Raw genomic sequence first — 26,862 nt, 5'->3', positions numbered from 1 at the left:
ATTTCCTTCTTCCGACTTCTGCCCTCTGCCTTCTGCCTTCTACCTTCCCCCAACCAAGATCACCAAAAGTTGCCAAGAACCAGTTTATAGTTCACTTTTAACATTCGAGTTTTTTTTACTAATAATGATTATCGCTTAGGGGATAAAAAGACTGATAAAAGCGACGTTTGTATCAATCTTTCGGGTTGATTATCATTATTATTCAGCTACTATTTGAGTAGGCGATGCCTTCTTTGCGAGAGGCTTCGCCAACGGCGCGGCGTAGCCATCGCCCAACAACAGAGCGTTCGCTTGGACAATGAAATATTTGATTTTTACTCAGATATCTGCTGAAACAAAAGTTTTGAACCATAACATGGGTATTTGAACCATATTCTGAATTGAAAGTTTAAATTAGAGCAATTTTGTCAGAGATTTTTTGTGCAATTTTTGTCCAATTGTGTTTTTTCAACTCATTCTCTAGTTATGATTCAGAATTTCAACTCTCACTCATAATTTGATTCAAATTTCTAATTTTTGATTAGCACGAAAGCCTGAATTTTCGTTAACTTTTTTCTAATTTATGGATCAAAATTTTTCTCACATTATGATTCAAAGCATATGAATTGTCTGTAAACTTCCGAAGAAAGTGCGATGTAGTTGTTTTTTTTCCAGCGTTCGTATCTATGAATGTCGAAATGTCAGCGCAGCCTCAGTCCAATACGGCAGCTGACTTTGCGCTTGACTGAGTACGGGCGAACCTAACGCTATAAGTGAAAAGACCAAGAGTGACAGGGAAATCAAATATCTAAACCTACGTAGCATAATGCATATCTCCTATTATTATTCGACTTGTTATTCGACCATCTTCAAGCTGAGATATTGCACTGTACAAAGTCATTTAGTGCCTATGTGGGTGCGGATGCTGTTGGTAGTGCTGCCGGAGTAAATCTTTACCGTAGTCGTTGCCATTCGGCGTTCGCACCACGCTGTGGATATGCTCGCGTGTAGGCTGATCACGTTCTAAATAGCGCAGAGCGATCGGCGTCTGATGATCGAACTCGATCAAGATCACCGGACTATAGATACGGTAATAGAAGACGCTGTTTGGCTTCGTCTCGCCGATCCAAGCGAACCGGGTTTCGTCCAGATGCTGCCGCACCTCGGACATCTTGACCTCTGCGTGCCCGTCGCGCATGTTCCCCACATACTCGCCAATCAAATCGAGCAATTGCTTCTTCTGCTCGGCTGTGAACTCCGCAGCGCGAATGCCAGCATAGTCGAGAACGATGTTGTCACTGAACGCTTCACCCACGCTATTGTTGCGGGTCTTGGAAACCTCAATGATAGCCTTCTTACGCTGTGCATTATTGAGCGCGTTGATCAGCGTCAGACCCTTGTTTTGTTCGTTTTGCAGTACAGTCGTGCCTTTGTACCTGCCGGAGTTAGCCGTCACTGGCTCGGAACCCATGAAAGTGGGTGTCATCACCACTTGGTCGCCCAGCACGAAGTAGTTGACGATTAGATGGTGTCCGTCGAGCTGCCAGCCCCACGGCTCCGTATCTGAAGGCGTGCCCATCACCGTGAGCCAGTAGAGCCACTCGCCGTATTCGTCGAAGTTATTGTTATTCAGCTCGCCCAGCGTGTGGTTGAGCCGCATAATGTCGCGCGACTGTTCCAATCCCTTAGCGCTGAGCGAGGCTCGCAACAGATTGAAAGCTACCTTGCGCTGGGACTCAGTCATCTCATAGAAGCCCGTGCCCTGACGGATGTAAAAGTGCTGGTTCATCCACTTACGCCATTCCGGGTCGTCAACTGAAAATATCGTCTTGCTGCGCTGCTTCGGGGTCAAGGTGGCGAGAAAAGCATCAGCAGACCTGCGGATGGGCGCAGTGGAGACTCCGGTCGAGCGGATGGGGAACAAACCTGAGACAACATTGCCGTTTGTGGTAACACCCTTAAACGGCTCGGCTAGACCACGGGCTTCGGCTTCTTGCGACCTGCGCCGGAAGCGCTCAGCGACAGCACCTGATAACTGCTGTGCATGAGATTTGACACCCTGTGCCAAGACACTAGCGAGACTGACGACGACGCTGGTGCCTGCCATGATGCCTAAGAATTTACGACGTTTCATGTTCATAATGACCTCCTAGAGTCAGCTTTAACGATCGCAATAGGCAATTGCTTAAACCGATTCAGCCGGACGTAGAGTGAACCTACTACAACCATTACATGACATCTATAAATGTGTCCAATGCATATTATGAATAAGCATTATATCAACAGTGGTATATACTCGGATCATGGCTCAACAGTTCCCCAATCTCTCGCGCATTGATCTGAATCAGCTTCTGGCTCTACAAGCTCTTTTAGAGGAGAAGCATATCACTCGTGCGGCAGCCCGATTCTCTCTAAGCCAACCAGCAATGAGCCGTGTGTTGGGGCGGTTGCGATCGGCAATTGGCGATGACCTGCTCGTTCGTAGCGGCGTAGGGTACGAGCGAACACCGCGTGGCGATCGCTTGCTGCGAGAGTTGGAATTTCTCCTGCCTCGCTTAAACGCAGTGATTGGCAGCAATGACTTTGATCCTTCCACCTCACAACAACGTTTCCGGGTCACAGGCACCGATTATGCCGCCGCTGTTATCGTCCGTGGCACCGTGCAGATCTGTCGCAAATTTGCTCCTAGCGTTCGCGTTGAAGTCATTGGCTGGACAGAAGACAGTTATCGTTACGTGGAGATGGGTCGCTGCGACGTGGCGCTTGGTGTCGGCAGCGTGCCCACCCCACCCAAGGGATTGAAGGTGGAAGTGCTGTACCACGAGCACTTTGTGTGCCTGATAAGTGCGGACTGTAAATTCAAGGGCAAGCGGTTTTCTTTGGACGAATATCTGCATCGCCCACACGCAGTAGTCGCCACAGCCGAAGGGCAGCAAACTATGATTGATCGTCCGCTTGCTGATCTGGGGAAGGCGAGAAATATCGTACTCCAGTCTCCCTACTTCATGGCAACTGCGCTCAATATTGTGGGTACCGACCTGATATTCACCGCCCCTATGCGTCTAGCACTCGAACTCTCAAAGTTGTCACACTTTCGGCAGGTATTACCCCCTCAAGAGATTGGTGACTTTCCCTACACAATGATCTGGCATCCTCGACTCAGTGGTGATTCTGGACATGCATGGTTCCGCGACCAGATCCGGACGACTGCGAAACAAGGGTAATAACTAGAATGCATTTAAGAAGGATGCAAGACACCTCTCCCGTTTCTTCAAAAAACATACTAAACTGTCGCCTTTGAGCTTTCGGCAAAGCTTATAGAGCGGTTTTAATCATGACCATTGACTTTCCGCATTCCTTAGAAATGAGCAAGTCTGTCGAGAAAATATCCATGTCCTTTGTCGGTTGAGTTTGGCTTAATTGAAGGTAAGGAAACGCAGTAAAAGCGATCGCTAGGCATCTGCTGAACTTCTCTGCAAAGCCAATCTGATCCAACTATCAACATTGGAGAATAGTAAATGAATACTGAGCGATTAGCGCGAAGCGCAGCTTTGCCGAAACCGCCTCGTCGGTTGCCTCCATTTATTCTCTTTGCTGCATTTCTGAGTACGTTTTATATCGGACTCATTGGTCCAATCTTGCCAGCTTTAGTCGAGCAATATGGTGGAAATGCCTTCACTATCGGACTGTTGTTTTCTAGCTATTCTTTCGCACAATTCCTCAGTGCGCCTAGTCTGGGAGCAATCAGCGATCGCTATGGGCGACGAGTGGTCATGCTGGTAAGTCTGTGTAGCGCAATCCTCGGCTTTTCGATGTTTGCGATCGGTGGAGCATTGTGGGTATTGTTTGTTGGCTGGATGATCGTGGGCGTGTCTGAGTGTTGGATTGGCACCGCTTTTTCCTATGTGGCAGATACAACCAAACCTAGCGATCGCACTCGTTACTTTGCTTTTCTGACTGCTGCAATTGGTTCAGGGTTTATTATTGGACCGGCCACGAGTGGTTTTGTCTCCCGAATTAGCCCTGTTGCGCCGCTCTATGTGTTGATCGCGCTGCTCGTTTTTGCTGCCATCTGGGGCCATTTCTCGATGCCGGAAAGTTTGCTACCTGCACAACGATCAACAGAACTTCCGCTCAGTCACCTGAATCCACTGACTCAGGCGCGTGACATTTTGCAATTTCCGCAACTCCGACTGCTACTGCTGAGTTATCTGCTGTTCTGGATGATTGTGATTCTGCCTTCGTCTAGCTTGCCGAGCCTGCTTTTTGATCGCCTCAACTGGACTCCGGAGCAAATTTCTCCTTTATTGGTCACTTTCGGGATCATTGTTGTCTTAGTCCAGCTTGTCGTCTTACCGGTGCTACTGCGAGGTTTCCAAGAAATTCGTCTGGCAATTGTGGGTGGATTGACCGCAGGATTTGGATTCTTTCTGATCGGTCTATTTCCAGTTACAGGCGCTTTGCAACTGCTTTATGGAGGAATGGTGATCTATAGCCTGGGACAACCGCTCGTGCAGACCTGCCTCACCGGAGCAATGTCAAAAAGCATAAGCGCGGATATTTTATCGGTTACGATAGTCGTCCGGTTGCTGTGCAGAACTTCCTGGCTTATAGCTTGCAGCGTTTGGGGGTGGACTACATCGATCTGTACTATCCTTCCAGAGTCGATCCCAATGTACCGATTGAGGAGACAGTTGGCGCGATCAGAGACCTGATTCAAGACGGTAAAGTGCGCTATGCCGGACTCTCAGAAGCAGGTGCTGATACCCTGCGTCGAGCGGCTCAGGTGCATCCGATTGCGATGCTTCAGACGGAATACAGCCTATGGACGCGAGAGCCTGAAACTGACGTGTTGCCCGTGTGTCGAGAATTGGGAACGAGTTTAGTTGCTTACTCACCGCTGGGACGCGGCTTTTTAACCGGAGCCTTTCAATCTCCCGATAACTTTCCACCTGACGATTGGCGGCGGCACAATCCCCGCTTTCAAGACGAGAATTTTTATCGCAACTTAGAACTAGTCGAAAAAGTCAAGCAGATTGCTGCCCAAAAGCAGTGTACGCCTGCCCAACTTGCGCTCGCTTGGCTGTTGGCAAAAGGCGAGGACATCATCCCCATTCCTGGAACGAAGCGCCAAGCACGGCTGCATGAAAATGTTGGTGCATTGGAGATTGTGTTAACTGCTGCCGAACTTCAACAGATTGAAGCAATTGTACCGATCGGCGCTGCTGCCGGAACTCGCTATCCTGGAGAGTTGATGCACTCCCTTAACCGTTAGTTTCATCCATTAAAAAAGTGCTATGAACTCTTCAATCACTAAACTCAGGTAAATGCCCAGCACATCGAAGTTTTCGGCGGTCAGTCTATCTAATTCAAACTAATTTCAATAACCGGAAAAATTTAGAGGATTACCATGCAAATTACAGGAAACACAATTCTAATCACTGGCGGCGGATCGGGGATTGGTCGCAGACTCGCTGAGTCCTTTCATAAAAAAGGCAATCAGGTGATCGTCGCTGGCCGGCGACAACAGTTGTTAGATGAGGTGACATCTGCTAATCCCGGCATCAAATCCCTGCTACTGGATATCAGTGACCAAGATAGCATCCGTTCGTTTAGTCAGCAAGTCGCTCAAGACTACCCAGGGCTGAATGTTTTAATCAACAATGCTGGGATCGCGAAAGCAGAAGATCTCAAATCGCCGCCGGATTACCTAGAGGATGCCGAGGCGATCGTGACCACCAACCTTCTTGGCCCTATTCGCCTGACAGCAGCACTCCTGCCACTGCTGCAAAATCAGCCACACTCAGCCATTTTCACGGTTTCGTCTGGGCTGGCTTTTGTCCCGAACGCTGCAACCCCAACCTACAGCGCGACTAAGGCAGCGATCCATTCATACTCGGTATCGCTACGCCACCAGCTCAAAAGCACCACAACCGAGGTGATCGAGATTATTCCGCCTTATGTCCAGACTCAACTTACTGGCGAACAGCAAACGATCGATCCTCGTGCCATGCCCCTCGATGAGTTCATTACCGAGGTGATGGACATACTCGCCAACCACCCAACTGTAGAAGAGGTAGTGGTAGAGCGATGCAAGCCTCTACGCTTCGCCGCCGAAAATGGGAATGCTGACATGATGTTTCAGACTCGTAACCCGTAAGTGTAGTGACCTGCGATCAAGGCATTTTCAGATCAGGATTAATTGCTGAATCGCTGTATGTCTCGATTTAAAACGTTTTTAAAGGAGGACTGAAATGCAATCTCAAACGGTTATTTCAAGTCGCTCGATCAAAACTAAGATTTTGGATACCAGTTACCTGTAATTTGCACGCCTTGAATAAAACATAGGAAAAAAATGAAAGCAATAGTAATCAACACATACGGCAATGAAGACGTTTTGAATTACATCGATGTCGATCATCCAGAGCCGAAAGCAGACGAAGTTCTGGTTCCCGGTGCGAAACTGCTAAACAAATCAGATATAAAACTTTGTCAATAATCAATAGTTAGCACATACAACTATTGATTATTGACAAAGCTAATTTTAACTCTTTCCTCCGCTCTGAGTGATAGTGTAATATTATTGAATTGCATTCAAGTTTAATTGATAGTAATATTTTCAAAACGCGCAGCGTGGAAGAAGGCGCGCGCGAGCCCGTCCGCCTAGCACTCATTGGTGCGGACGGGCCGACGGGCACGTTCTCAGACGAGGACGGCCCGGTCGCGTGGTGATGTAGCCTCAAGCGACAATGATTCTTTGAGTTACAAGCGATAGGTTTGAAGTTCACGCCTTGTATCAGCGGATAGCCTGTGTGGAGAGAGTGAAAGTAACTAGTTATTAAGGAACCAAGTTATGAGAGTCAAGCTAAGACGGCGACGGTTTGGGCAGTTAGCGGTCGTGAGCGCAGTAGCAGCGGCATTCGGCAACCTGACAAAGAACACCTTTGCACAAACTAATCCCAAGCGCCCCACCCCGTCAGGGCAAACGTTTGAGTCCGCTGGTAGCGTTGAGGTGAAATTGCGCGTAAACGGTGCGTCACAAGCACTTACTATAGAGCCGCGTGTGACCTTACTCGACGCACTGCGCGAACGTATTGGACTGACTGGCTCGAAAAAAGGCTGCGATCACGGGCAGTGTGGTGCCTGCACGGTGCTTGTTGACGGGCGGCGCGTGTTGTCCTGCCTGACACTTGCGGTAACGTGCGAAGGCACGGATGTGATGACGATCGAGGGTTTGGCGCGAGGTAACGATCTGCATCCGATGCAGGCGGCGTTTGTCAAACACGATGGTTTTCAGTGTGGCTACTGTACACCTGGTCAGATTTGCTCGGCGATCGCCGTTTTAAATGAAGCAAAAAACGGCGAGGCGAGTTATGTTACAACGGACGTGCGGCAAAAACCGCGTGCGGTGCAATTAACCGACGACGAAATCAAAGAAAGAATGTCGGGCAACATCTGTCGCTGCGGTGCTTATCCTAACATCGTCGCGGCGATCAGAGAAGTTCACACCGACAAGGCGCAGGCGCAGACATGGCAGTTTGCGGGTGAAAACGAGACGGCGATTTTTGACGTGCCAGAAATGAAGAAGGAAACAGGCGAGGCGGCAGCATAAATTATGAGACCTTTTAAATATACGAAAGCGAATGATGCAGGTACAGCCGTGCAGACCGTTACGGCGAATGCGAATTCACAATTCCTGGCGGGCGGCACCAATCTGATCGACCTGATGAAGGAAGATGTTGCGCGTCCTGTCGAATTGGTGGACATCACGCGCCTGAATCTGACGCAAATCAAAACCATCGCCAACGGCGCGGGAAGCGGCAATTTGTCAATCGGGGCGTTGGCGAAAAACTCCGATACGGCGAATCATCCGCTCGTCCGGCAAAACTACCCGCTTTTGACGCAGGCAATTTTGGCGGGCGCGAGCGGGCAGATTCGCAATATGGCGACTAACAGCGGAAATTTAAATCAGCGGACGCGCTGCCCGTATTTTTACGATACGGCGATGCCGTGCAACAAACGCGAACCAGGAACGGGCTGCGGCGCGCTTGAAGGCATCAACCGCAATCACGCGATCTTCGGCTGGTCAAAAGATTGCGTTGCCACGCACCCGTCAGATATGGTGATCGCGCTCGTCGCCCTTGATGCGATCGTTCACGTTCAAAAGGCAGACGGCACTCAGCGCCGCATTCCAATCGTCAATTATCATCGCCTGCCTGGAAACAATCCCGAACGGGACAACACGCTGACACACGGCGAGTTAATTAGCGCGATCGAACTGCCGAAAAATAATTTTGCTGATAAATCTTACTATCTAAAAGTTCGCGATCGCAGCAGTTACGCCTTCGCGCTCGTCTCGGTTGCTGCCGCATTAGAGACTAACGGTAACCGAATCAAACAAGTCCGCCTGGCAATGGGCGGCGTTTCGCACAAACCGTGGCGAGCGTTAGAAGCCGAAAAGTTTCTGACGGGCAAAGCAGCGACCGAAGCGAATTTTAAAGCGGCGGCAGAAGCAGAAATGCGTAACGCCAGACCGCTCGAACACAATAAATTTAAAGTCGAACTCGGAAAACGAACGATCGTCCATGCTCTGCAAACGGCAATAAACAATCAGGCGTGAATTGCTTAAAGCTCAGATGATTAGCTATGTTTGGCAAATCACCGTCAGTTACCGATGAAGCAAGGAAGATAAAAACTAAAGCAAATAAGATATGGAAAGCAAGCAAAAGTTGATCGGCGAAGCGACGAGCCGGATTGATGGAATTTTGAAAGTGACCGGGGCGGCAAATTACGCGACTGATCACAAAATTCCAAACTTGGCATATGCGGTGATTTTCAAAAGCGAGATTGCCGCTGGGACAATTTCGGATATTGACCAAAGCGCGGCAGAACAATCAGCGGGAGTTTTGGCGGTGATCACTCACAAAAACGCGCCTAAGCTGAATTTGAAAGCAAACGCGCCCAATGTGAACCCGGATAGCAGCATCCGTGGCGGGGCGTTGCTGCAAGATAATAAAATTGAGTTCTATGGGCAGCACATCGGCGTCGTTGTTGCTGAAACCTTTGAGCAGGCGCGGGCTGCGGCGCGTTTAGTGAAAGTTTCTTACCAAAAGTCGGCAGCGAAAATTGAGTTTGAAAAACATATCAATGAAGCGATAGTTCCCACAGGGAAAGAATTTCAGGACGAGGCGCGCGGCGATCTCAATACAGCTTTTCAATCCGCCAAATTTAAAGTTGAAGCGGTTTACGAAACGCCGATCGAGCATCATCACCCAATGGCTCCACACGCGACGATTGCCGTGTGGGAAGCCCCCGACAAACTGACGCTTTACAACGAATCGCAGGTTGTGAACGGCGTGCAGAGAGCGGCGGCAGGAACGCTGGGTTTGCCGCCGGAAAACGTCCGCATTGTTACGCCCCATATCGGTGGCGGTTTCGGCGCGAAGGGCGCTCAGTGGAGCAATCTGGTGATAGCGGCGATCGCGGCTCAAGCCGTGAATCGTCCGGTTAAACTTGCTCTTTCGCGCCAGCAGATGTTCAACTCAGTCGGACTCCGGCAGAGAAATCGCCAGCGACTGCGTCTAGCTGCGACCCAAGACGGTAAACTGATCGTGATCGGACACGACACAACGACGCACACCGCCACAACTGCCGAATTTCTCGAAGATTGCGGCGAGGGCGCAAAAATTATGTATGACGCGCCGAATTCGCTAGTGACATACCGCGTCGTGCCAATGAACATTATCCTGCCGACTTTCACCCGCGGCCCGGGTCAATCCACAGGCAGCTTCGCGCTCGAATCGGCGATGGATGAACTCGCCTATCAGTTGCGCCTCGACCCGATCGAATTTCGTCTCCGCAACGAGCCAGCGCGAGACCCATCAAACGGCAAACCCTGGTCGTCGCGTTCGGTTGTACAGTGCCTTACTAGAGGCGCAGAAGTGTTTGGCTGGAATCGGCGCAGACCGGAGCCGCGCACCGTTCGGCAAGGCAACTATCTGATTGGCTACGGGGTCAGCAGCGCCACCTACCCAGCTCGAACGCGGGACTCGTCTGCTGTGGTCAAACTCACACGCAAAGCTGCGGATGTGCGTGCCAGCGTCGAACTCGCTGCGTCAGATTTAGGCACAGGAACCTACACGATCATCGCGCAAACTGCGGGCGAACTGCTCGATTTGCCGTTAGAAAAAGTCACCGTCAAAATCGGCGATTCGAGTTTGCCGCCCGCCGCTGGTTCAGTCGGCTCGGTCGGCGCAGCCAGCTTCACCAACGCCGTTTACGCCGTGTGCAGACAACTGCGTCAAGAACTTCAGGCGAAATCAAACCAGCAGTGGGCGACTCCGCCAACACTGGCGCAACTGATGGAAGCTGCCAAATTGACCGAATATCAAACGCGGGCAGATGCGAAACCGTCACCTGAGGCACAGAAGTATTCTTCGCATAGTTTTAACGCAAATTTCGCTGAAGTCTGGGTTAACGAAGCGACCGGGATGGTCAAAATTCCGCGCTTCGTTGCCGTTACGGGTGGGGGGCGCGTCCTGAATCCAAAAGCGGCGCGATCGCAGATCATCGGCGGTGTCATCTGGGGCATTGGGATGGCTCTGACGGAAGAATCTGTTGTCGAACCGCGCTACGGCAATTTCATCACCCGTTCGTTTGCCGATTATCATGTGCCAGTCAATCTCGACATCGGCGAGATCGAAACTGTTTTTGTGACAGAAGAAGACAAGATCGTCAATGCAATGGGCGTTAAAGGACTCGGTGAAATCGCGATCTGTGGTGTGGCAGGCGCAGTGGCGAATGCGATCTTCAACGCCACCGGCAAGCGCATTAGAAATTTACCGATTACGCCCGATAAATTGCTTTAATCGAAACTGAGCAAAATTTCAGTTCGGTATAAACCGCTATTTCTCAAGACTGCTAAAAGCCCACTGGATTTATCCAGTGGGAATGCGTTACTAATTTAAAAGCAATCATGAATTCTGTAGATTATCTTCGGATTAGTTTAATTGACCGTTGTAACTTTCGCTGTAAGTACTGCATGCCAGAGGGAGCAGAACTGGACTATATTTTACGGCAAGATTATCTCACAGATGAAGAGTTATTCACGCTGCTCAAAAAGGTCTTTATTCCGTTAGGGTTTACCAAATTTCGGTTAACAGGAGGTGAACCACTGCTACGTCCAAATATAGTGGAACTTGTCACAGCGATCGCAACTCTTCCCCAAACCAAAGACCTCTCAATGACGACAAACGGCTTTTTACTTGCACCCATAGCGTCAAGTCTCTTCGATGCTGGGTTACGCCGCATTAACATTAGCTTAGACTCTCTTGATCCAAATACCTTTGACCAAATTATTGGCAATCGTGGTCGTTCTCGTTGGCAAGAAGTCTGGAATGGAATTCAAGCTGCTTACAAAGTAGGTTTTGACCCATTAAAACTAAATGTAGTGGTAATTCCTGGAGTTAACGACCACGAAGTTTTGGATCTTGCAGCTCTGACCATTGATAGACGATGGCATATCCGATTTATAGAGTTTATGCCGATTGGTAATTTTCAATTATTTAGCGATCGCGGTTGGATATCTTCAGCAGATTTACGCCAACGTATCCGCTCTCATTGGGGTTTGACAGAATCACGAGTACATGGTGATGGCCCCGCAGATATCTTTCAAATTCCTAAAGCTTTAGGTACAGTGGGATTTATCAGCCAGATGTCAGAGTGTTTTTGCGATCGTTGTAATCGGATACGGCTTTCTGCTGACGGCTGGTTACGTCCCTGTTTATTGAACGAAACTGGACAAATTAATCTGAAAACGGCTTTGCGCTCTGGTGTTTCTCCTACTCAGTTGCAAGCACAGGTGCAGGAGTTGTTGACACTTAAACCCACAATTAACTTTAAGCAAAGAGAAACCAGCACTACAAGTACTTACAAGCGAACAATGTCCAAAATTGGCGGCTAGTAACACATACAGCAATTCAAAATTCACGCATTAAAGAATTCCTGTCTTTTCTTGACTTACACTATCCATGAAAGAACTTCAAAACATACTCGCAGCTTTTGAGCAAACTCAAAATCAAGGTCAACTCACAGCCCTAGCCACTGTTGTCAAAACCAGTGGCTCTGTATATCGTCGCCCTGGTGCGCGGATGCTGCTGACTGAAGAAGGGCAAATGATTGGTTGTGTGAGCGGTGGTTGCTTAGAAAGTGATGTGTTTGAAAAAGCCCAAGCTTTAATGTTCGCTGACGGAGTACCAATTGTTGTCAATTATGATACTACTGCCAGCGATGATATTGTTTGGGGATTTGGTCTTGGTTGTAATGGTGTAGTTGAGGTACTGATTGAGCCGCTTTCTAACCAATTCGCCAAAGGTCAACTAGACTTTATTGCACAATGTCTGCATGGGCAACAGTCGGGGGTAATGGCTACTGTATTTAAAGTGACTGGAAGCGCCAAAATAGCATCTCGATTGTTCTTGAAGCCAGATGGTAATTTTATTAGTGATATTGAAGATGAGTCACTTGTGCAACAAATTTTGGTAGATGTGCAACAAATACTCAACCAAGGAAAATCACGCTTAAAGTCTTATATTCTTCCCGGTGGTATCGCTGAAGTATTCCTAGAAGTCATTCATCCTGTTGTTCCCTTAGTAGTTTTTGGTGCAGGTCATGATGCCATTCCCGTTGTTAATCTTGGTAAACACCAAGGTTGGCACCTCACAGTTGTTGATAACAGACCTGGCTATATCACTTTTGAGCGTTTTCCTGATTCTGACCAAATTATTTTCAGCGAACCCCAAGCAATTGGGAACCACCTGAATCTGAATTCACGTACAGTTGCTGTAATTATGACTCATAAGTATGAGAGCGATTTGGCGCTGCTGCGAACCTTATTACCATCTCCTGTACGCTACATTGGTATTCTTGGCCCTAAAAACCGCACCCAGCGATTACTGCAAGACCTCAAATCTGAAGGATTCGTGCCAACAGACGCACAACTACAACGTCTCTACGCTCCTGTGGGTCTGGATATTGGTGCAGATTCACCAGAAGTAATTGCGCTGGCGATCATTACTGAAATTCAAATGGTATTAACGGGTCGATCAGGTCAGTCTCTAAAAGACCGAAAAGCACCCATTCATCAGGATAGTGAATCTAACACGGTATCCAATGTTTGTATTGATGGAGTTTTGATGAACGGATGAACCAGGTAAGTGAACAAACCAAAATGAAACAGACTGAAGCTGTAGCAATGATCGGGGTGCTGATTCTTGCAGCAGGCGCATCAACTCGTTTGGGCAAACCCAAGCAACTGCTGCAATATCGAGGACAGAGTTTTCTACGCCATACCGCGAAAATGGCGACCGCTTCCGGATGCCAACCCGTTGTTGTCGTGTTGGGCGCACAGGCAAAACAACTGCGGTCAGAGTTGAGTGATTTACCCGTGACTATTATAGAAAATCACGATTGGGCAACAGGAATCAGTTCTTCGATTCACGCAGGGCTGGAGGCATTACAAACCCAATGTCATATGCTTGAGGCAGCGATCATCACCCTTTGCGATCAGCCATTGATCTCGGTGCAGTTGATCCAGCAATTAGTTGAACAGTATTGGTTAACAGGTAAGCGGATCATCACCTCTGAATATGCTGGAACTTTCGGTGTTCCCGCTCTATTTGATCTGACGCTATTTCCAGATTTGATGCTTTTACAGGGTGATGTAGGTGCCAAACGACTGATTCATCAATTGATTGATGAAGTCGTTCCTGTTTCATTTCCTGACGGTGCAATCGACATCGACACTCCACTAGACTATGAACGATTTTTAGGCAATACAGGACTTATATGATGTCTGGCAAATTGCTTGTGATACGTCATTGCGAGGGCTTTGTTGCATGAAAGAAAAAAAGACACACCAAATGGCATTAGAGCAGAAGTTAGTTTTTTACTATGTAACTGTTCGGCTTGCCCAACTGGATCATGCGATTAGGGGTAGATATAGCGTAGACACTGTTGGTGAAATATTGCTTAACATTAAAAAGTGATAAAAACCAATCAATCTGGAGAAATTGTGAGTGACTTCTTGCAGCAGTTTTGGCACCAATCAGAAACTGTCAACCAAAAGTTTTATTTCTTGAATAAATCGATAAAGTGCTTTCTGTGTGCAAGTTTGATGAACTGACAAGGGTAAACTGATGCAGACTTACGTGAAATCCCAAGACAAAACCGTCTTAGTTTTCGGTGCGACAGTCCAGCAGGGCGGCTCTGTGGCAAGTGCCTTGCGAGCAAATGGTTGGCAGGTCAAAACGCTGGTTTGCGATCCGAATACCCATAAGGTCAAGGCGATCGCAGCCCAAGGGATTGAGGTAGTTCGCGGCGATCTAGTATATACCCAGTCGCTCCAGGCTGGAATGGCAGGTGCCTACGGTGTGTTCAGCGTTCAACTAAGCTCTGGTCAAGGGGCAGCATATAGTGTAACCAGAGCATCTTGGCTTTGTTGCAGAACTTTAATTTGGAGGATTAGGTAATAAATAGCGAGGTTTGTGTATTTAAAACTCTTGCTCTTATTCATAAGATGAATACATCAACCCAAAACACTCAAAAGATCGGGTAATGACTAATCACAGCCCAGAAATTGCACTAGTAACTGGATCGAGCCGAGGACTGGGCAAAAGTACTGCCTTGAACCTTGTTAAAAAAGGGGTCGATGTTATTGTGACCTACCATAGCAATGCTGAGGAAGCTACAAAAGTCGTGGTCCAAATCGAATCGATCGGGGCAAAAGCCGTAGCATTGCAACTAGATACTGGAAATACCAAAACCTTCGATAGTTTTGTACAACAAGTTAAACAGTTACTCCAAGACAAATGGCAGACCGATCGTTTTGATTTCCTGGTTAATAATGCAGGGATTGGCATAAATGCCTCCATTGCTGAAACAACAGAGGAAGAGTTTAACCACTTGATGAATATTCATCTCAAAGGTGTTTTCTTACTCACCCAGAAACTGCTCCCGCTGATAAATGATGGCGGACGAATTGTAAATGTTTCTACTGGTTTGACACGAATTATCTTCCCTGGCTATGCCGCTTATGCAAGTATGAAAGGCGCGATCAAGACCCTAACTCTCTACATGGCGAAGGAGCTGGGATCGAGACAGATTGCGGTAAATGTGGTGGCTCCTGGGGCGATTGAAACCGATTTTCGTGGCGGTGCAGTACGCGATAATCCAGAAATGAATAAATATGTTGCATCACAAACTGCCCTGGGTTGCGTTGGTCTTCCCGATGATATTGGTGGTGCGTTAGCGAAGCTTACCGTTCGCGTAGCGTTCCGCAGGAAAGGTATCGCTTCTCTACTATCCGAAGACAATCAATGGGTGAACGCCCAGCGAATCGAGGTCTCCGGCGGTCAGTCGATTTAATTCAAACTCGCTTAAACAGCCCTGCTTCACTTTGCTGACCAATCGTTTTAGAACCAGAGGTAATCATGATCCTTGAGAACAAAGTCGCCTTAGTTACGGGAGGCACATCGGGAATTGGCAGAGCAACTGCAATTGCATTCGGTGCTACTGGTGCAAAAGTTGTGTTCTCAGGCAGACGCGACTCGGAAGGCGAAGAAACTGCCGCTCTGATTCGCGATACCGGAGCAGAGTGCTTGTTTGTGCAATCAGATGTATCGAGTGAAGCCGATGTTCAAGCCTTGGTGCAGAAAACGATTGCCACCTACGGCAAACTTGATTGTGCGTTTAACAACGCTGGGATTCAGGGTTCGATCAACCCCCTGCACGAACAATCTGTGGAGGAGTTTGACAAACTGATGGCAATCAATGTGCGGGGGTTGTTCTTGAGCATGAAATATGAAATTCAACAGATGCTGACCCAAGGCTCCGGTGTGATTGTCAATAATTCATCAGTAGGTGGTTTATTTGGGATTTTAGGGTTATCTCCCTATACTGCCAGCAAACATGCGGTGATGGGGCTAACGCGAGCTGCTGCCCTTGACTATGCCAAGCAGGGGATTCGGATTAATGCTGTCAACCCCGGATCGATTGCTACTGATAATATGATAGATCGCTTCGTTGACGAGATGAGTATCACGACTGATGATGTCGCGGCTATGTCTCCCATGGGTCGCATGGGTCAGGTAGAAGAAATCGCTCAAGTGGTGGTTTTTCTATGTTCTGATGCTGCTAGCTATATTACTGGACAACCTTTTGTGATAGATGGCGGATACACAGCAAACTAATCAAGTTGATCGCATCAGTAGAGCCGATAGGTGAATGCTCAGGGAATTCATGTTTCTGGCGCTCAGTCGATCTAAATGTAGATCGTTAAGCGGCGCATAGCTTGACTGTGTGTGGTAGGTCTTGATGAATAATCGAGTAATTTTGTCATCCCGATTGAATAGAACAGAGGAAAAAATGAAAGCAATCGTAATTAATGCATACGGCAATGAGGACGTTTTGAATTATGTCGATGTCGAACGTCCAGAGCCGAAAGCGGACGAGATTTTGGTGAAAGTTCACGTCGCGGCGGTCAATCCGGCGGACTGGAAAATCCGCGATGGGATGGGCGAAAGGTTCGGGTTCAAACTTCCGCTCATTCTTGGCGGCGACATCGCCGGAACCATTGAAGCGGTGGGGGATGGAGTTGAAATTTTCAAGAAGGGCGATGCGGTTTATGGGATAACCGTTTCCAGCCTCTCCGGTGGTTACGCCGAATACGCGGTTGCAAAAACGGACGCGATCGCGCCCAAACCGGAAAGCATCACTTTTGAAGCGGCGGCGGCGATTCCAATCGCCGCGTTGACTGCGTGGCAAGCGATATTCGATTTGGCGAATCTAAGCAGTGGGCAAAGAATCTTGATCACTGGCGCGTCGGGCGGAGTCGGCTCGATGGCGGTTCAGCTTGCCAAAGCCAAAGGCGCGATCGTTATCGGCACGGCTTCGGGCAAAAACGAACAGTTCGTCCGCGATTTGGGCGCAGATGAATTCGTCGATTACACGCAGCAACCGTTTGAAGAAGTCGTCAAAGGCGTAGATGTCGTGTTCGATACGATCGGCGGCGATACATCGGCGCGAGCCTTCCAAACGCTGAAAAAGGGTGGCTTCCTAGTCTCGGCACCGGAACCTCCATCCGAAGAAAAAGCACGCGAATTGGGCATACAAGCCGCTTGGGTCTACTGTCAGCCGAGCGCGCAGCAATTAGCCGAAATTAACCGTCTGATTGAGGAAGGCAAATTGAAAGTACACATCGAAACGGTTCTGCCGCTCACGGAAGTAAAAAAGGCACATCAACTTTCCCAAAGCGGGCGCACACGCGGCAAAATTGTTTTACAGGTCGGAGCATAATCAGGACTGACGCAGGACGCACTGCAAACCAGGCAATTAATACAAGCTATCTTATTAGAAAAAAATAGGTCTTGTATTTTTGATTAGAAAATAATCATGCGTAGGCGTAGCCCGTCGTAGACATCGCTTGCTATGTAAAAGCTCTAGAATTTAGCAATGGCAGATGTTTTCGGAGAGTGACAGAACAGGGTTATTGTCGTATTTTGGTAAGCTAAGTAGTTAGTTAATCTGGCACGCTGAGAGTTGATATCAAATCATTGAGCTAGATTTGACGCTGTTGGCGTGCTTGCTCGCTAAGTAATCCTAAAAACGCATGCTCAACTAGTTGCTCTGCAAACTGTGTATCCAGTTTATACCCCATCAGCAGCCGAAAGTAAATCGGCCCATACAGTAAATCAAGCGCCACGTCAGGGTCAAGATCTGCAATAAACAGCCCCTGCTCAATTGCCTTTTGAAGCACCTGTTTCCCTAATTCTCGACGAATCACCAGAAACTGAGTTCGGAAAGCTTCGGCTGTGTTTTTGTCCATTTGCCCGGCGGCAATGAGTGAGGCCACACTATGTCCTGTCTCACCAGCATAAGCTTGCACCATCAGCGTGATTTGCTGCTTAAACATTTCAATTGGAGAGCCAGTATTGGGAAACTCAATTTTAGGTTGTGTCGCTTCTAAAAAAGCATCAACTAACAATGCCCCTTTAGTTGGCCACCAGCGATAAATCGTGGTTTTGGCAGTCCCTGCACGTGCCGCCACACCTTCAATAGTGACAGCAGCAAAGTCTTTTTCTAGCAACAGTTCATAAGCCGCTTTGAGAACAGCTTGGTGGACAGCTTGATTCCGCTGGCGTCCACGTGGAGCTTTTGGGGTTTGTACAGTCTTAGTTGACATCGAACTTCTGTTAGCTCATCATCTTTACGCTTGCTTTCCATAATATACACTACGTAACGTATAGATAATAGTTGATGATTTTATAGAAGATGCAGCAAGAAGTTCAATCGCTCAGATATTCAAAATACGCTCCGTAGCGTTTATATTAGAACTATGAGAAGAAACACAAGCCCAAGTGGTAACTAAAGAGTTTCAATCCTCACCGTATTTACACTTAGCGCTAAACAAGGAATCTGAATTATGAAACGTGTAATTGTTGGCAGTATTTCAGTTTTGATGATGTCCATAGCCATTGCTCCCGCTGCTGTTGCTTCTGCTCCCAAGGCTACGCCAGCTGATTTGATTAACTTGGCAAAGAATGGATATTTTCAAGACCAAGGTATACCGAATAATCATGGGCTAGCTGATGCTGTTACAGCAGGTCGTGTTGATGCTGTTGATATCGTCAAAGCAGCAATTGAAGAGAACCGGACTGCACCAGAAGTTATTAATGACAAAGCTTACATGAATGTTTTGGAGTCCCAGGTGAATAATTTGAAGAAGAATGATTACACAAATAATGATGTAAATTGGACATCCTGTTAGTAATAGTCGAATTAGATATAAATAACTTGTATCTATTCGCACCCATCTATTGCCCAAATTTTTAATTCATCTACACAGTAAGACCCATGAAACTCACAACGAAGATTAATTCTGCACACATGATTGCTGCTGTTGCTTTAATACCTGCAACTGCTAAGACAAAAGTAGTTACTAAGAACAATAGTATAGCCATCAATCCTAACACAATATATAACCATTCGATTGATGCTAGTTACCTTAAACCCTTTGATACTGCTGTTATTGCTTATCAAATGATGGGTCTTGGCAACTTTTAATGAATTATTACATGGTCTCAATTTAGCTTTTTGGGACTCAATTAATTCACTTTGATAGATGAGCAATAAATTAACTGCTCAAGTGGTCTCAGTGCTAGAGACTATGACTAGAAAACAGAGAATAGCACTTCATTTTAAAGTAAGAATAAACCTATGAAACTCAGCAAGTTAATCAATTCTGCATTAGTTGTCGCTTCTATTGCTCTTGTGCCTGGACTCGCTAATGCTCAAACAGCTACTAACAACAGCGATAAACCTATAGCTATCAACTCTAATACTTTACAAAATCTTTCTGGGAATATTGCTAGTTACCTTAAACCCTTCGATACAGCTTTTTTAGCTTATCAAGGTGAACTTAAAACGCAGGGTATTCCTAGTGGCAGTGCTTTGGTTTTTGAATACCAAAGAGGAAATTTGAGTGCAGTAGATGTGGTTAAAGCTGCTATCAATGCTAAGAAGTTACCAGTGCAAGTATTGAATGATAAAAATTATCTCAGTGCTGTTGAGTCGCAGCTGCAATTATTCAATACTAATTTATCTTATTAAGAGTTAATGAAAACTCTCACCATCCTTGCAGCCAAACCAGCTTTAGATAACTTCTGAGATAGCGTACTACGGGCGATCGTTGAGCATTTATACTCAATTGACTGGAGTTGCTGACGCGGACGCGATGACCAAAGCGTTGGACGGCGCGATCGCCGTTTATGCAATAAACCCGCCTGCTTATCACGTTGCTGATATGTTCACCGTAGCCAAAAAGATCGGTGCAGCATATGTTGAAGCGATCGCGCAATCAGGCGTGCATTTAATGAGCGCGGGGTTGATGGGGCTGCTGGCTGTTCTGACAATGACGAAAACTCCCACAGCTAAGGCAGATTCTCAATCAGATGTGACTGTGTTTCAGCCAAATAATGATGCAGCCACCTGTAGCGATCGCTGCTTAACGCAGCTTTCCCTCGATCGGTCTCTAGTGAACTGCTGTAAGCAGCAGCGCTTCGCTATCGCAGACGTTGCCCAGGTAATGCAGCCCAATCCAGCAGACGTACAAGATACTCAGACACTCGAAGAGCGCAACAAGGAAATTGTCCAACAGTATTTCAACGACTGGCGAAATAGGACTGGCAACTTCTTCAACCTACTCGCTCCAGAAGCAACGTGGACGATTACTGGGACTGGTGCAATGGCGGGTACCTATCGCAGTCGGCAGGAGTTACTTGATCGGGTCATTAACCCAACCAGCGCCCGACTATCGACTCCAATCGTACCAACCATGCGCGGTATCTGGGCGGATGGCGATATAGTCATCGTCCTGTGGGACGGGGAGGCGACCGCCAGGGACGGCAAACCTTACCGGAACACCTATACCTGGTATTTGCAAATGCAGAATGGCAAAGCGATCAAGGCGATCGCCTTTCTGGACATGCAAGAGTTCACCGACTTGTTGACAAGAGTTTCACCGAGGAACTAGTGCTGGTCGCCATGTCGCTGAGCTAGAGCGGCTTCCACTGAGCGAAGAGAAATCACTCTTGTTAGAATATCCACTTGAACATAGGAGAAAAATGAAAGCAGTAGTGATTAACGAATACGGCAATGAGAGCGTTTTGGATTACATCGATGTCGAACGTCCAGAAGCGAAAGAAGACGAGGTTTTGGTGAAAGTTCACGCCGCAGCGGTCAATCCGGCGGACTGGAAAATCCGCGATGGCGCGGGCGAACGGTTCGGCTTCAAACTTCCGCTCATTCTTGGCGGCGACATCGCCGGAACCGTCGAAGAGGTAGGCGTTGGCGTTGAAGATATCGGGTGGTTTATTATTGGTTGTGGCATTGAATGCATCGATACCGATATTAAATTGCGATCGCAAAGCAAATACTTCTGTTGGGTTGCGGGTTGTCCATTCTTGAAAAAATCGCAACGCAGAGATGCAGGTTTTACCTTCGTCATCCGCACCTGGAGAAAGAGGAAAGTCAACTCATAACAACGAAGTTTTACTTTCTTGTTGCGAAATAGTTAAACCAAGAGCAAACTCTTCTGTAGGGGTTTTAAACAACGGCTGACGAAAGCTTAATTCTAAGGAGTGCGAATCTCCTAAGATTGTCAAGTGTAACAGTGTCATTGATTATACTTAATTAAAAAATCATAACATGAGTTGCTCGACTAATTTAATCATCTTCTGACAGCTATTGTAGAGCATCTTTATCCAGTTGCAGAACCTTAATTTGGAGGATTAGGCAAAAAATAGCGAGGTTTGTGTATTTAAAACTCTTGCTCTTATTCATAAGATGCATACATCAACCCAAAACACTCAAAGGATCGGGTAATGACTAATCACAGCCCAAAAATTGCACTAGTAACTGGATCGAACCGAGGACTGGGCAAAAGTACTGTCTTGAACCTTGCTAAAAAACGTGTTGGTCTTCCCGCCTGGGCGATCCTGACGGAGTTTATGCGACAGCCCGAACGCCTGAAGCATTTACACCGATAACTTGAGTGATGAGGCGAGTAGTTTTGCAACTCAAAAACCGACGGTTACCTAGTTTTAAATTTAGTTAAAAAATTGACCGTTGATGTTTGACAGTTAACGGTTTATTGTCCACTGTCAACCGTTAACAATTAACCCTCAACTTCTTAGTAGCTACCATCAACCATTATGGATACTTGTAGAGATCAAGCCTCAACCGTTGAAACCCAGTCAGACAGTTCTGCGCCCTCTGAAGCGCCTACTCGTTCTCGCAAACCCTGGTTCTGGAGTTTGCTGATCCTATTTCTGGCAACTGGTGGCATTATCCTTTGGCGAATACTGGCTCCTGGTGACACACCACCTTCCTCTGCCCAACAGCAGAGAGCACCAACTCCAAAAGCGATTGAAACGATCGCCCTGGCAACTGGAAGTGCTACCAAAAGTGTACAGCTTTTAGGACAGGTGGAAGCCAGTCAGCAGTCAATACTCCGCGCTCAAACTAATGGGATTGTTGAGAAAATCTTGGTGCAATCGGGCGATCGCGTCAAGGCAGGAATGATGATCGCCATCCTCAACGACTCCGATCAGCAATTAGCAATTACCCAAGCACGAGCACAATTAGCTCAGCAACGTAGTAATTTGGCACGTTTGGAAGTAGGTACTCGTCCAGAAATTATTGCTCAACGTCAAGGAACAGTCACATCTGCCAAGGCGCGAGAATTGGAAGCACAGGATAACCTGAGGCGTACCAATGATCTTGTTAAACAAGGCGCTCTGTCCCAAAGATTACTCGTGGAAGCTCAAACACAATTGGATAATATCCGGGGAGAACGCTTAGAAGCCGAAGCCCAGTTGGCTGAAGCCAAAGCTGGGCCAATTCGAGAAGAAATCGCCGCTCAACGGGCAAACGTAGAAGCAGCTAGAGCCACCCTAGCTCAAGCAGAACTAGCACAGCAACGTACTCGCGTTGTGGCATCTGAAGCGGGTGTGGTGCAGACTCGGCATATTAGTAATGGTGATTTGGTGCAAAGTTCTGGTCAAATTGTGACTTTAGTAGCAGGCGATCGCTTCGATATTTTCCTGGAGTTACCCGAAGAATTGAGCAGTCAAGTTACTCCTGGCATGACAATTGATCTCACAACTCGTGCCTTACCGCAATGGAGACAACGAGCCACCATCACCACTGTGGTTCCCTCAGCCGATACTGCTTCTCGCCGCCAGCGCGTCCGCGTCCAAATCAACAACCCGCCACCAGGTTTGTTACCGGGAATGGCGATCGCAGGTAGCCTGAACATGCCCTCGAATCGGTCTAGCTTTGTCATATCACGCGATGCAGTAACAAGACGCCAAAATCAGTGGCTTGTCTTTACGGTTGCTGACGGAAAAGCTAGACAAATTCAAGTAGAAATGGTTGCTGACATGGGTAAAAATGTCGCAATTTACCATCCCACCTTACGCGGCGGTCAACCAATTGTGCTGCGGGGCGGTGATGGGTTGCAAGATGGTGCGCCTGTGAAGACAGTTAGTGGCACTTGAGTAGAGACGCGATTAATCGCGTCTGTATTTGAGAGACGCGAGCAATCGCGTCTGTACAAGAGTAATGAGTGTTGAGTGTCAGTTTGAGACTGGGAACGAGGTAATAGACTTCTTTGCAGAAGATGGGTCAAGGGGAAGGGTCAAAGGCAGAAATCTTCCTTTTTCCTTTTTCCTTTAACCCTTTCCTAACATTTTGCCAAAGACACTTTTAAGTCCTAACTCACAATTTTAATTATGAACTTTATTGAAACTGCTGTTCGTTGGCGACATGGCACCTTTGTCTTATTTTGCTTGGTAGGCATATTTGGGGTGTTCTCGCTACTGAGGTTGCCCTTGGAATTGCAACCGGGGGGCGATCGCCCGGAAATTACCATTACCACTCCTTATCCTGGAGCAGGGCCTACGGAGGTGGAAGACCTGATTACACGTCCAATCGAAGAACAAATGGAAGAAGTGCTGGGCGTCCAGGAAATCAGCAGTACCTCTCGGACGGGACGCAGCAGTATCACGCTGGAATTTGCTCAGGATGCTAACGTCAGAGAGCGGATGGTGGATGTATTGAACCGCTTGCAGCAGGTGGAAAGCTTGCCCCCAGAAGCACAAGAGTCGAGTGTAGAACTGGTAGGTGGCAACAGTTCCCCAATGATGTGGATTCCGTTTGATACTAAAGAAGGATTTCAGCCAAATGCAGACCGCTATCGAGATTTAGCGGACGAGGTAGTGATTCCGCGCTTACGGCGAATCGAGGGAGCTGGACAATTTCTCTTAGTGGGTGGACAAGAGCGGGAAGTGGAGGTAAAGGTCAATCCGCAAGCATTGTCTGATCGCAACCTGACCATTGGTGATGTGGTGCGGGTACTTCAAGAAAACAACCGCGACATCCGGGGTGGGCCATTAATTTTAGGACGCCGAGAATATCGAGTCCGCACAGTCAGCCGATCGCAAGATCTATCGCAAATTGAAGGCTTTGTACTGCGACGTGACCAATCGGGTACAGTTTACTTGCGGGATGTGGCACAAGTACAAATGGGACGCAAACCGCAAGATAGCGCATTAGTCTTCAACGGTAAACCTGGGGTAGCAATCGGTGTGATTCGTGAAATTGGGGCGAATGTGCCAGAGGTTGCCAAAGGCATCCGAGCGGAGATTACTGCACTCCAAACTGAGTTCGACAGGGAAAACCAGGGGATTCGTTTTGTCTACAACTATGATGAGAGCGAGTACATCAATCAATCTATAGCGTTCGTGCAGGAGAACTTGATTAGTGGAGCATTACTAGCAATCATCGTTTTATTGCTATTCTTGGGTTCGATGCGAACGGTTGCTGTAGTCGCTATCACCATTCCTATTGGTACAATTGCTGTGTTCATTGTCATGTCTGCACTCGGAAGGACATTGAACATTATCAGTTTGGCAGGATTAGCGTTTTCTGTGGGTATGGTCGTGGATAACTCAATTGTCGTGATTGAGAATGTCTTTACCCACATGCAGCAGGGCAAAAACCCGATCCGGGCGGCAATTGATGGCACACAAGAAGTCTGGGGCGCGATGCTCGGTTCTACCTTATCTAACGTAGTTGTGTTTGTGCCGCTGATTATGGTGACGGGTGAAGCAGGACAACTCTACGCTGATATGGCGATCGCTTTTTCTGCTTCTGCTGTGTTCTCGCTGTTTGCCGCATTGACCCTGGTACCAATGCTATCTGGACTGTTCCTCAAGCAATCAGAAGCGATGCAAATGATGGAGGGCGGTGAATACCGGGGCGGTAATTGGTTTGAGCGATTAGTGGCAAAAACCTCGGCAGTATTCCGTCATTTCCAAAGCAAACTCGAAAACTTTTTGGCATTTACCGTCAGCTGGTCGCTCGGACGCAAGCGTGTTGGGCGCAGGTTAATGGTACTGTCGATTCCCGTTGCTTTACTTGTTACCAGTATTTTTCTACTACCACCTGCGGATTATTTACCTGAAGGAAATCGTAACCAGGTCGTGTTGCGAGCGGAACCATTGCCGGGAACTAGTATACCAGAAGCGATTCGACAATCTGAACAGATTCAGAAATATTTGCGATCGCAACCAGAAGTTGAGCGCATCATGTACGTTGATCGTCCAGGGGCACTGCGTGGCATTGCGACAATCCTCAAGTCAGAATTTGCCACCACTACCGGACTAGCTGAGATGGTGGATCGCTTGCGTGCCCAAAGCAGCAACTTTGCCGGATACCGCTTTATAGTACCAACGCGAGTTTCCATCTTCCGCGATCCAGGTAAGGAATTTGAAGTAGATATTATAGGCGCAGATTTGAATCAAATCAGCGATTTGGAGCAGCAAATCACGGGCAAATTGCGGGGTATTCCTAGAGTGCAGAATGTGCGCTCTAACTTTGTGATGGGAGCTGGCGAATTACAAGTTATTCCCAACCGGGAACGCATCTCTGAAGTGGGTCTTTCGGAAGCTGAAGTTGGTTCAATGGTAGAAGCAGCATTAGGCGGTCGGGTTGCCTCCGATTACATTGATGGTAAAGAAGAACTAGATGTCTCAGTGGAACTGCAAAATACTGCTGTCGAAACGCCAGAACAATTGCGCCAATTGTCACTGTATGCGCGGGGACGACAAGTACAACTGGGTGATATTGCCGAAGTCAGTGAAACAACTGGAGCCGATACTATTAACCATGTCGATTTGGAGCGATCAATTAGCCTCACTGTTTCCCTTGCACCCACTGCCCCTCTGAGTACACTAGTGAAACGTACCGAAGAAGAAATTTTGGCTCCTTTGCGTGCCAATTTACCAACAGGCTCTCGGTTGGAACTGTCGGGTTCAGCAGATCAGTTAGCAACAACCGTTGCTCAATTAGCTACTGCATTTACAATTTCGATTTTGATTACTTACTTGTTACTCGTAGCGTTATATCGCTCATTCCTCTACCCAGTGGTGATTATGGCAACAGTGCCAATGGGTATGAGTGGCGCACTATTGAGTCTGGTGGTTGCTAACCGGATTCCGGGAATGAATGTAGCACTGGATATGATTACGGCGTTAGGATTTGTGATTCTAACAGGTGTAGTCGTCAACAACTCGATTCTACTGGTTGATCGCGCCTTGCAACTTCAAGAAGCAGGTGAAGATTATGATGCATCGTTATATAATGCGACAAGCGATCGCTTGCGTGCTATTTTCATGTCTGCGGGAGTTAGTGTGCTGGGGATGTTACCGCTAGCAGTTTTACCAGGTCAAGGTTCAGAGTTATATCAAGGATTAGGCATTGTTCTGACCGGCGGTTTGGCATTTTCTACGATATTGACTCCCACTGTTGTTCCCGCACTTATGGGCTTGCTGCATGATCTCTCTGGACGTAAACAACCGCGATCATCAGTCCAAAAAGATCCGGACAAACTGGTTGACGTTAATACATAAAAAATAAATGGCACGCTTGTAAAGCCGCCACTCAGACGCCAGAAGATTCCGACGCAAGCGCGATTGTTCGCACTGGCTCGACTTTTCGCTGTATTCCAAGCTAGATCAAGTGAAAGTGCAAAAGCGTGGGGTTGAAGTCATCCAATCAGAAATTGAGAGGCTAGTTGAGCAACTCCAAATAGAACAACTGCAATTAGCTCAAACGCCAACTAAACTTTTGAAGTATCCTAAATAACGCTCTTTTATGTCTCTGGTGAGAGAAAAATGCTCTGATTTGCTGAGATTTTTGAAATTCCTTGAAGACTGTGAACAATACAGGCGCTGCTATGTCGGAAATATTGAGAAGTAATCAAAT

General features: G+C 47.5%; 27 protein-coding genes. 23 read left to right on the top strand and 4 right to left on the bottom strand.

The features are described 5' to 3' along the window. Window positions 1-202 precede the first annotated feature (202 nt). Window positions 203-352, bottom strand: a complete 150-nt coding sequence (locus tag LC653_RS34145) for a hypothetical protein (RefSeq protein ID WP_229499219.1) — start codon at window positions 350-352, stop codon at window positions 203-205. 528 nt (window positions 353-880) lie between these two features. Next, window positions 881-2,119 (bottom strand): DUF3500 domain-containing protein, encoded by a 1,239-nt coding sequence (locus tag LC653_RS34140; protein WP_229499217.1) that lies wholly within the window; start codon window positions 2,117-2,119, stop codon window positions 881-883. A gap of 163 nt (window positions 2,120-2,282) precedes the next feature. Between LC653_RS34140 and LC653_RS34135 the strand changes: the two genes are divergently transcribed. The 15 genes from LC653_RS34135 to LC653_RS34065 all read left to right on the top strand — a co-directional run bounded on the left by LC653_RS34135 (window position 2,283) and on the right by LC653_RS34065 (window position 17,331). Next, window positions 2,283-3,203, top strand: coding sequence for a LysR family transcriptional regulator (locus tag LC653_RS34135; RefSeq protein WP_229499215.1), 921 nt, complete (start codon window positions 2,283-2,285; stop codon window positions 3,201-3,203). Between the two features lie 294 nt (window positions 3,204-3,497). Next, complete coding sequence (locus LC653_RS34130) at window positions 3,498-4,694, top strand: MFS transporter (RefSeq protein WP_229499213.1); 1,197 nt, start codon at window positions 3,498-3,500, stop codon at window positions 4,692-4,694. Then, window positions 4,610-5,254: an aldo/keto reductase gene (locus LC653_RS34125; protein WP_229499211.1), complete on the top strand. Its 645-nt coding sequence runs from the start codon at window positions 4,610-4,612 to the stop codon at window positions 5,252-5,254. Before LC653_RS34130 ends, LC653_RS34125 begins: the two co-directional genes overlap by 85 nt. Before the next feature lie 135 nt (window positions 5,255-5,389). After that, the gene (locus tag LC653_RS34120; RefSeq protein WP_229499209.1) at window positions 5,390-6,139 is read left to right on the top strand and encodes an SDR family oxidoreductase; all 750 of its coding nucleotides are present in this window, start codon (window positions 5,390-5,392) and stop codon (window positions 6,137-6,139) included. A 195-nt stretch (window positions 6,140-6,334) separates the two neighbouring features. After that, entirely contained in the window at window positions 6,335-6,478 is a 144-nt protein-coding gene (locus LC653_RS34115) for a hypothetical protein (RefSeq protein ID WP_229499207.1), read from the top strand. 399 nt (window positions 6,479-6,877) lie between these two features. Continuing rightward, window positions 6,878-7,591 carry a 2Fe-2S iron-sulfur cluster-binding protein gene (locus tag LC653_RS34110; RefSeq protein WP_229499206.1) on the top strand — a complete coding sequence of 238 codons (714 nt, stop codon included), beginning with the start codon at window positions 6,878-6,880 and terminating at the stop codon, window positions 7,589-7,591. A gap of 3 nt (window positions 7,592-7,594) precedes the next feature. After that, complete coding sequence (locus LC653_RS34105) at window positions 7,595-8,599, top strand: FAD binding domain-containing protein (RefSeq protein WP_229499205.1); 1,005 nt, start codon at window positions 7,595-7,597, stop codon at window positions 8,597-8,599. A gap of 91 nt (window positions 8,600-8,690) precedes the next feature. Beyond that, on the top strand, window positions 8,691-10,847 hold the full coding sequence (locus tag LC653_RS34100) for a xanthine dehydrogenase family protein molybdopterin-binding subunit (protein ID WP_229499204.1): 2,157 nt from the start codon (window positions 8,691-8,693) through the stop codon (window positions 10,845-10,847). 107 nt (window positions 10,848-10,954) lie between these two features. Continuing rightward, window positions 10,955-11,941, top strand: a complete 987-nt coding sequence (gene moaA / locus LC653_RS34095; RefSeq protein ID WP_229499203.1) for a GTP 3',8-cyclase MoaA — start codon at window positions 10,955-10,957, stop codon at window positions 11,939-11,941. Window positions 11,942-12,008: 67 nt separating this feature from the next. Further along, a complete protein-coding gene (locus LC653_RS34090) occupies window positions 12,009-13,184 on the top strand; it encodes an XdhC family protein (RefSeq protein ID WP_229499201.1) in 1,176 nt (391 codons plus the stop codon). 23 nt (window positions 13,185-13,207) lie between these two features. Further along, window positions 13,208-13,828, top strand: a complete 621-nt coding sequence (locus LC653_RS34085) for a nucleotidyltransferase family protein (RefSeq protein ID WP_229499199.1) — start codon at window positions 13,208-13,210, stop codon at window positions 13,826-13,828. 346 nt (window positions 13,829-14,174) lie between these two features. Beyond that, window positions 14,175-14,507 carry an NmrA family NAD(P)-binding protein gene (locus LC653_RS34080; RefSeq protein WP_229499198.1) on the top strand — a complete coding sequence of 111 codons (333 nt, stop codon included), beginning with the start codon at window positions 14,175-14,177 and terminating at the stop codon, window positions 14,505-14,507. A gap of 85 nt (window positions 14,508-14,592) precedes the next feature. After that, complete coding sequence (locus LC653_RS34075) at window positions 14,593-15,402, top strand: SDR family oxidoreductase (RefSeq protein ID WP_229499197.1); 810 nt, start codon at window positions 14,593-14,595, stop codon at window positions 15,400-15,402. A gap of 65 nt (window positions 15,403-15,467) precedes the next feature. Next, a complete protein-coding gene (locus tag LC653_RS34070; protein WP_229499196.1) occupies window positions 15,468-16,226 on the top strand; it encodes an SDR family oxidoreductase in 759 nt (252 codons plus the stop codon). 175 nt (window positions 16,227-16,401) lie between these two features. Further along, a complete protein-coding gene (locus LC653_RS34065; protein WP_229499195.1) occupies window positions 16,402-17,331 on the top strand; it encodes an NADP-dependent oxidoreductase in 930 nt (309 codons plus the stop codon). 262 nt (window positions 17,332-17,593) lie between these two features. Here the strand turns inward: LC653_RS34065 and LC653_RS34060 are convergent, their stop codons facing one another. After that, window positions 17,594-18,217, bottom strand: coding sequence for a TetR/AcrR family transcriptional regulator (locus tag LC653_RS34060; protein WP_229499194.1), 624 nt, complete (start codon window positions 18,215-18,217; stop codon window positions 17,594-17,596). A gap of 240 nt (window positions 18,218-18,457) precedes the next feature. Here LC653_RS34060 and LC653_RS34055 point away from each other — a divergent pair, with 240 nt between their 5' ends. The 5 genes from LC653_RS34055 to LC653_RS34035 all read left to right on the top strand — a co-directional run bounded on the left by LC653_RS34055 (window position 18,458) and on the right by LC653_RS34035 (window position 21,074). Continuing rightward, the gene (locus LC653_RS34055; protein WP_229499193.1) at window positions 18,458-18,802 is read left to right on the top strand and encodes a hypothetical protein; all 345 of its coding nucleotides are present in this window, start codon (window positions 18,458-18,460) and stop codon (window positions 18,800-18,802) included. Between the two features lie 86 nt (window positions 18,803-18,888). Beyond that, a complete protein-coding gene (locus tag LC653_RS34050; protein ID WP_229499192.1) occupies window positions 18,889-19,098 on the top strand; it encodes a hypothetical protein in 210 nt (69 codons plus the stop codon). A gap of 153 nt (window positions 19,099-19,251) precedes the next feature. After that, the gene (locus LC653_RS34045) at window positions 19,252-19,644 is read left to right on the top strand and encodes a hypothetical protein (RefSeq protein WP_229499191.1); all 393 of its coding nucleotides are present in this window, start codon (window positions 19,252-19,254) and stop codon (window positions 19,642-19,644) included. A gap of 124 nt (window positions 19,645-19,768) precedes the next feature. Further along, window positions 19,769-20,566, top strand: a complete 798-nt coding sequence (locus LC653_RS34040) for a nuclear transport factor 2 family protein (protein ID WP_229499190.1) — start codon at window positions 19,769-19,771, stop codon at window positions 20,564-20,566. Window positions 20,567-20,657: 91 nt separating this feature from the next. Then, complete coding sequence (locus tag LC653_RS34035; protein ID WP_229499189.1) at window positions 20,658-21,074, top strand: alcohol dehydrogenase catalytic domain-containing protein; 417 nt, start codon at window positions 20,658-20,660, stop codon at window positions 21,072-21,074. Here the strand turns inward: LC653_RS34035 and LC653_RS34030 are convergent. Further along, entirely contained in the window at window positions 21,069-21,212 is a 144-nt protein-coding gene (locus LC653_RS34030; RefSeq protein ID WP_229499188.1) for a hypothetical protein, read from the bottom strand. The genes LC653_RS34035 and LC653_RS34030 overlap by 6 nt on opposite strands. A gap of 534 nt (window positions 21,213-21,746) precedes the next feature. Here LC653_RS34030 and LC653_RS34025 point away from each other — a divergent pair. The 3 genes from LC653_RS34025 (at window position 21,747) to LC653_RS46495 (ending at window position 26,742) form a co-directional block, all read left to right on the top strand. After that, on the top strand, window positions 21,747-23,093 hold the full coding sequence (locus LC653_RS34025; RefSeq protein ID WP_229499187.1) for an efflux RND transporter periplasmic adaptor subunit: 1,347 nt from the start codon (window positions 21,747-21,749) through the stop codon (window positions 23,091-23,093). Window positions 23,094-23,327: 234 nt separating this feature from the next. After that, window positions 23,328-26,507 (top strand): efflux RND transporter permease subunit, encoded by a 3,180-nt coding sequence (locus LC653_RS34020; RefSeq protein WP_229499186.1) that lies wholly within the window; start codon window positions 23,328-23,330, stop codon window positions 26,505-26,507. A gap of 109 nt (window positions 26,508-26,616) precedes the next feature. Further along, entirely contained in the window at window positions 26,617-26,742 is a 126-nt protein-coding gene (locus LC653_RS46495) for a hypothetical protein (RefSeq protein WP_267923313.1), read from the top strand. Window positions 26,743-26,862 lie beyond the last annotated feature (120 nt).

Origin of the sequence: Nostoc mirabile CHAB5784, from assembly GCF_020829645.1 — a bacterium.
GTDB classification, from domain to species: Bacteria; Cyanobacteriota; Cyanobacteriia; order Cyanobacteriales; family Nostocaceae; genus Nostoc; species Nostoc mirabile.
Note: the sequence above shows the minus strand (reverse complement) of the source record. Positions and strands in the feature narration are given on the sequence as shown.

Coding starts and splice junctions, on each gene's coding strand:
- LC653_RS34050 (WP_229499192.1), top strand. CDS start 18,889: ATGAAACTCACAACGAAGATTAATTCTGCACACATGATTGCTGCTGTT.
- LC653_RS34055 (WP_229499193.1), top strand. CDS start 18,458: ATGAAACGTGTAATTGTTGGCAGTATTTCAGTTTTGATGATGTCCATA.
- LC653_RS34120 (WP_229499209.1), top strand. CDS start 5,390: ATGCAAATTACAGGAAACACAATTCTAATCACTGGCGGCGGATCGGGG.
- LC653_RS34060 (WP_229499194.1), bottom strand. CDS start 18,217: ATGTCAACTAAGACTGTACAAACCCCAAAAGCTCCACGTGGACGCCAG.
- moaA (WP_229499203.1), top strand. CDS start 10,955: ATGAATTCTGTAGATTATCTTCGGATTAGTTTAATTGACCGTTGTAAC.
- LC653_RS34075 (WP_229499197.1), top strand. CDS start 14,593: ATGACTAATCACAGCCCAGAAATTGCACTAGTAACTGGATCGAGCCGA.
- LC653_RS34025 (WP_229499187.1), top strand. CDS start 21,747: ATGGATACTTGTAGAGATCAAGCCTCAACCGTTGAAACCCAGTCAGAC.
- LC653_RS34115 (WP_229499207.1), top strand. CDS start 6,335: ATGAAAGCAATAGTAATCAACACATACGGCAATGAAGACGTTTTGAAT.
- LC653_RS34145 (WP_229499219.1), bottom strand. CDS start 352: ATGGTTCAAAACTTTTGTTTCAGCAGATATCTGAGTAAAAATCAAATA.
- LC653_RS34070 (WP_229499196.1), top strand. CDS start 15,468: ATGATCCTTGAGAACAAAGTCGCCTTAGTTACGGGAGGCACATCGGGA.
- LC653_RS34030 (WP_229499188.1), bottom strand. CDS start 21,212: ATGACACTGTTACACTTGACAATCTTAGGAGATTCGCACTCCTTAGAA.
- LC653_RS34065 (WP_229499195.1), top strand. CDS start 16,402: ATGAAAGCAATCGTAATTAATGCATACGGCAATGAGGACGTTTTGAAT.
- LC653_RS34080 (WP_229499198.1), top strand. CDS start 14,175: ATGCAGACTTACGTGAAATCCCAAGACAAAACCGTCTTAGTTTTCGGT.
- LC653_RS34035 (WP_229499189.1), top strand. CDS start 20,658: ATGAAAGCAGTAGTGATTAACGAATACGGCAATGAGAGCGTTTTGGAT.
- LC653_RS34085 (WP_229499199.1), top strand. CDS start 13,208: ATGAAACAGACTGAAGCTGTAGCAATGATCGGGGTGCTGATTCTTGCA.
- LC653_RS34105 (WP_229499205.1), top strand. CDS start 7,595: ATGAGACCTTTTAAATATACGAAAGCGAATGATGCAGGTACAGCCGTG.
- LC653_RS34100 (WP_229499204.1), top strand. CDS start 8,691: ATGGAAAGCAAGCAAAAGTTGATCGGCGAAGCGACGAGCCGGATTGAT.
- LC653_RS34020 (WP_229499186.1), top strand. CDS start 23,328: ATGAACTTTATTGAAACTGCTGTTCGTTGGCGACATGGCACCTTTGTC.
- LC653_RS34090 (WP_229499201.1), top strand. CDS start 12,009: ATGAAAGAACTTCAAAACATACTCGCAGCTTTTGAGCAAACTCAAAAT.
- LC653_RS34130 (WP_229499213.1), top strand. CDS start 3,498: ATGAATACTGAGCGATTAGCGCGAAGCGCAGCTTTGCCGAAACCGCCT.
- LC653_RS34045 (WP_229499191.1), top strand. CDS start 19,252: ATGAAACTCAGCAAGTTAATCAATTCTGCATTAGTTGTCGCTTCTATT.
- LC653_RS34040 (WP_229499190.1), top strand. CDS start 19,769: ATGACCAAAGCGTTGGACGGCGCGATCGCCGTTTATGCAATAAACCCG.
- LC653_RS34140 (WP_229499217.1), bottom strand. CDS start 2,119: ATGAACATGAAACGTCGTAAATTCTTAGGCATCATGGCAGGCACCAGC.
- LC653_RS34135 (WP_229499215.1), top strand. CDS start 2,283: ATGGCTCAACAGTTCCCCAATCTCTCGCGCATTGATCTGAATCAGCTT.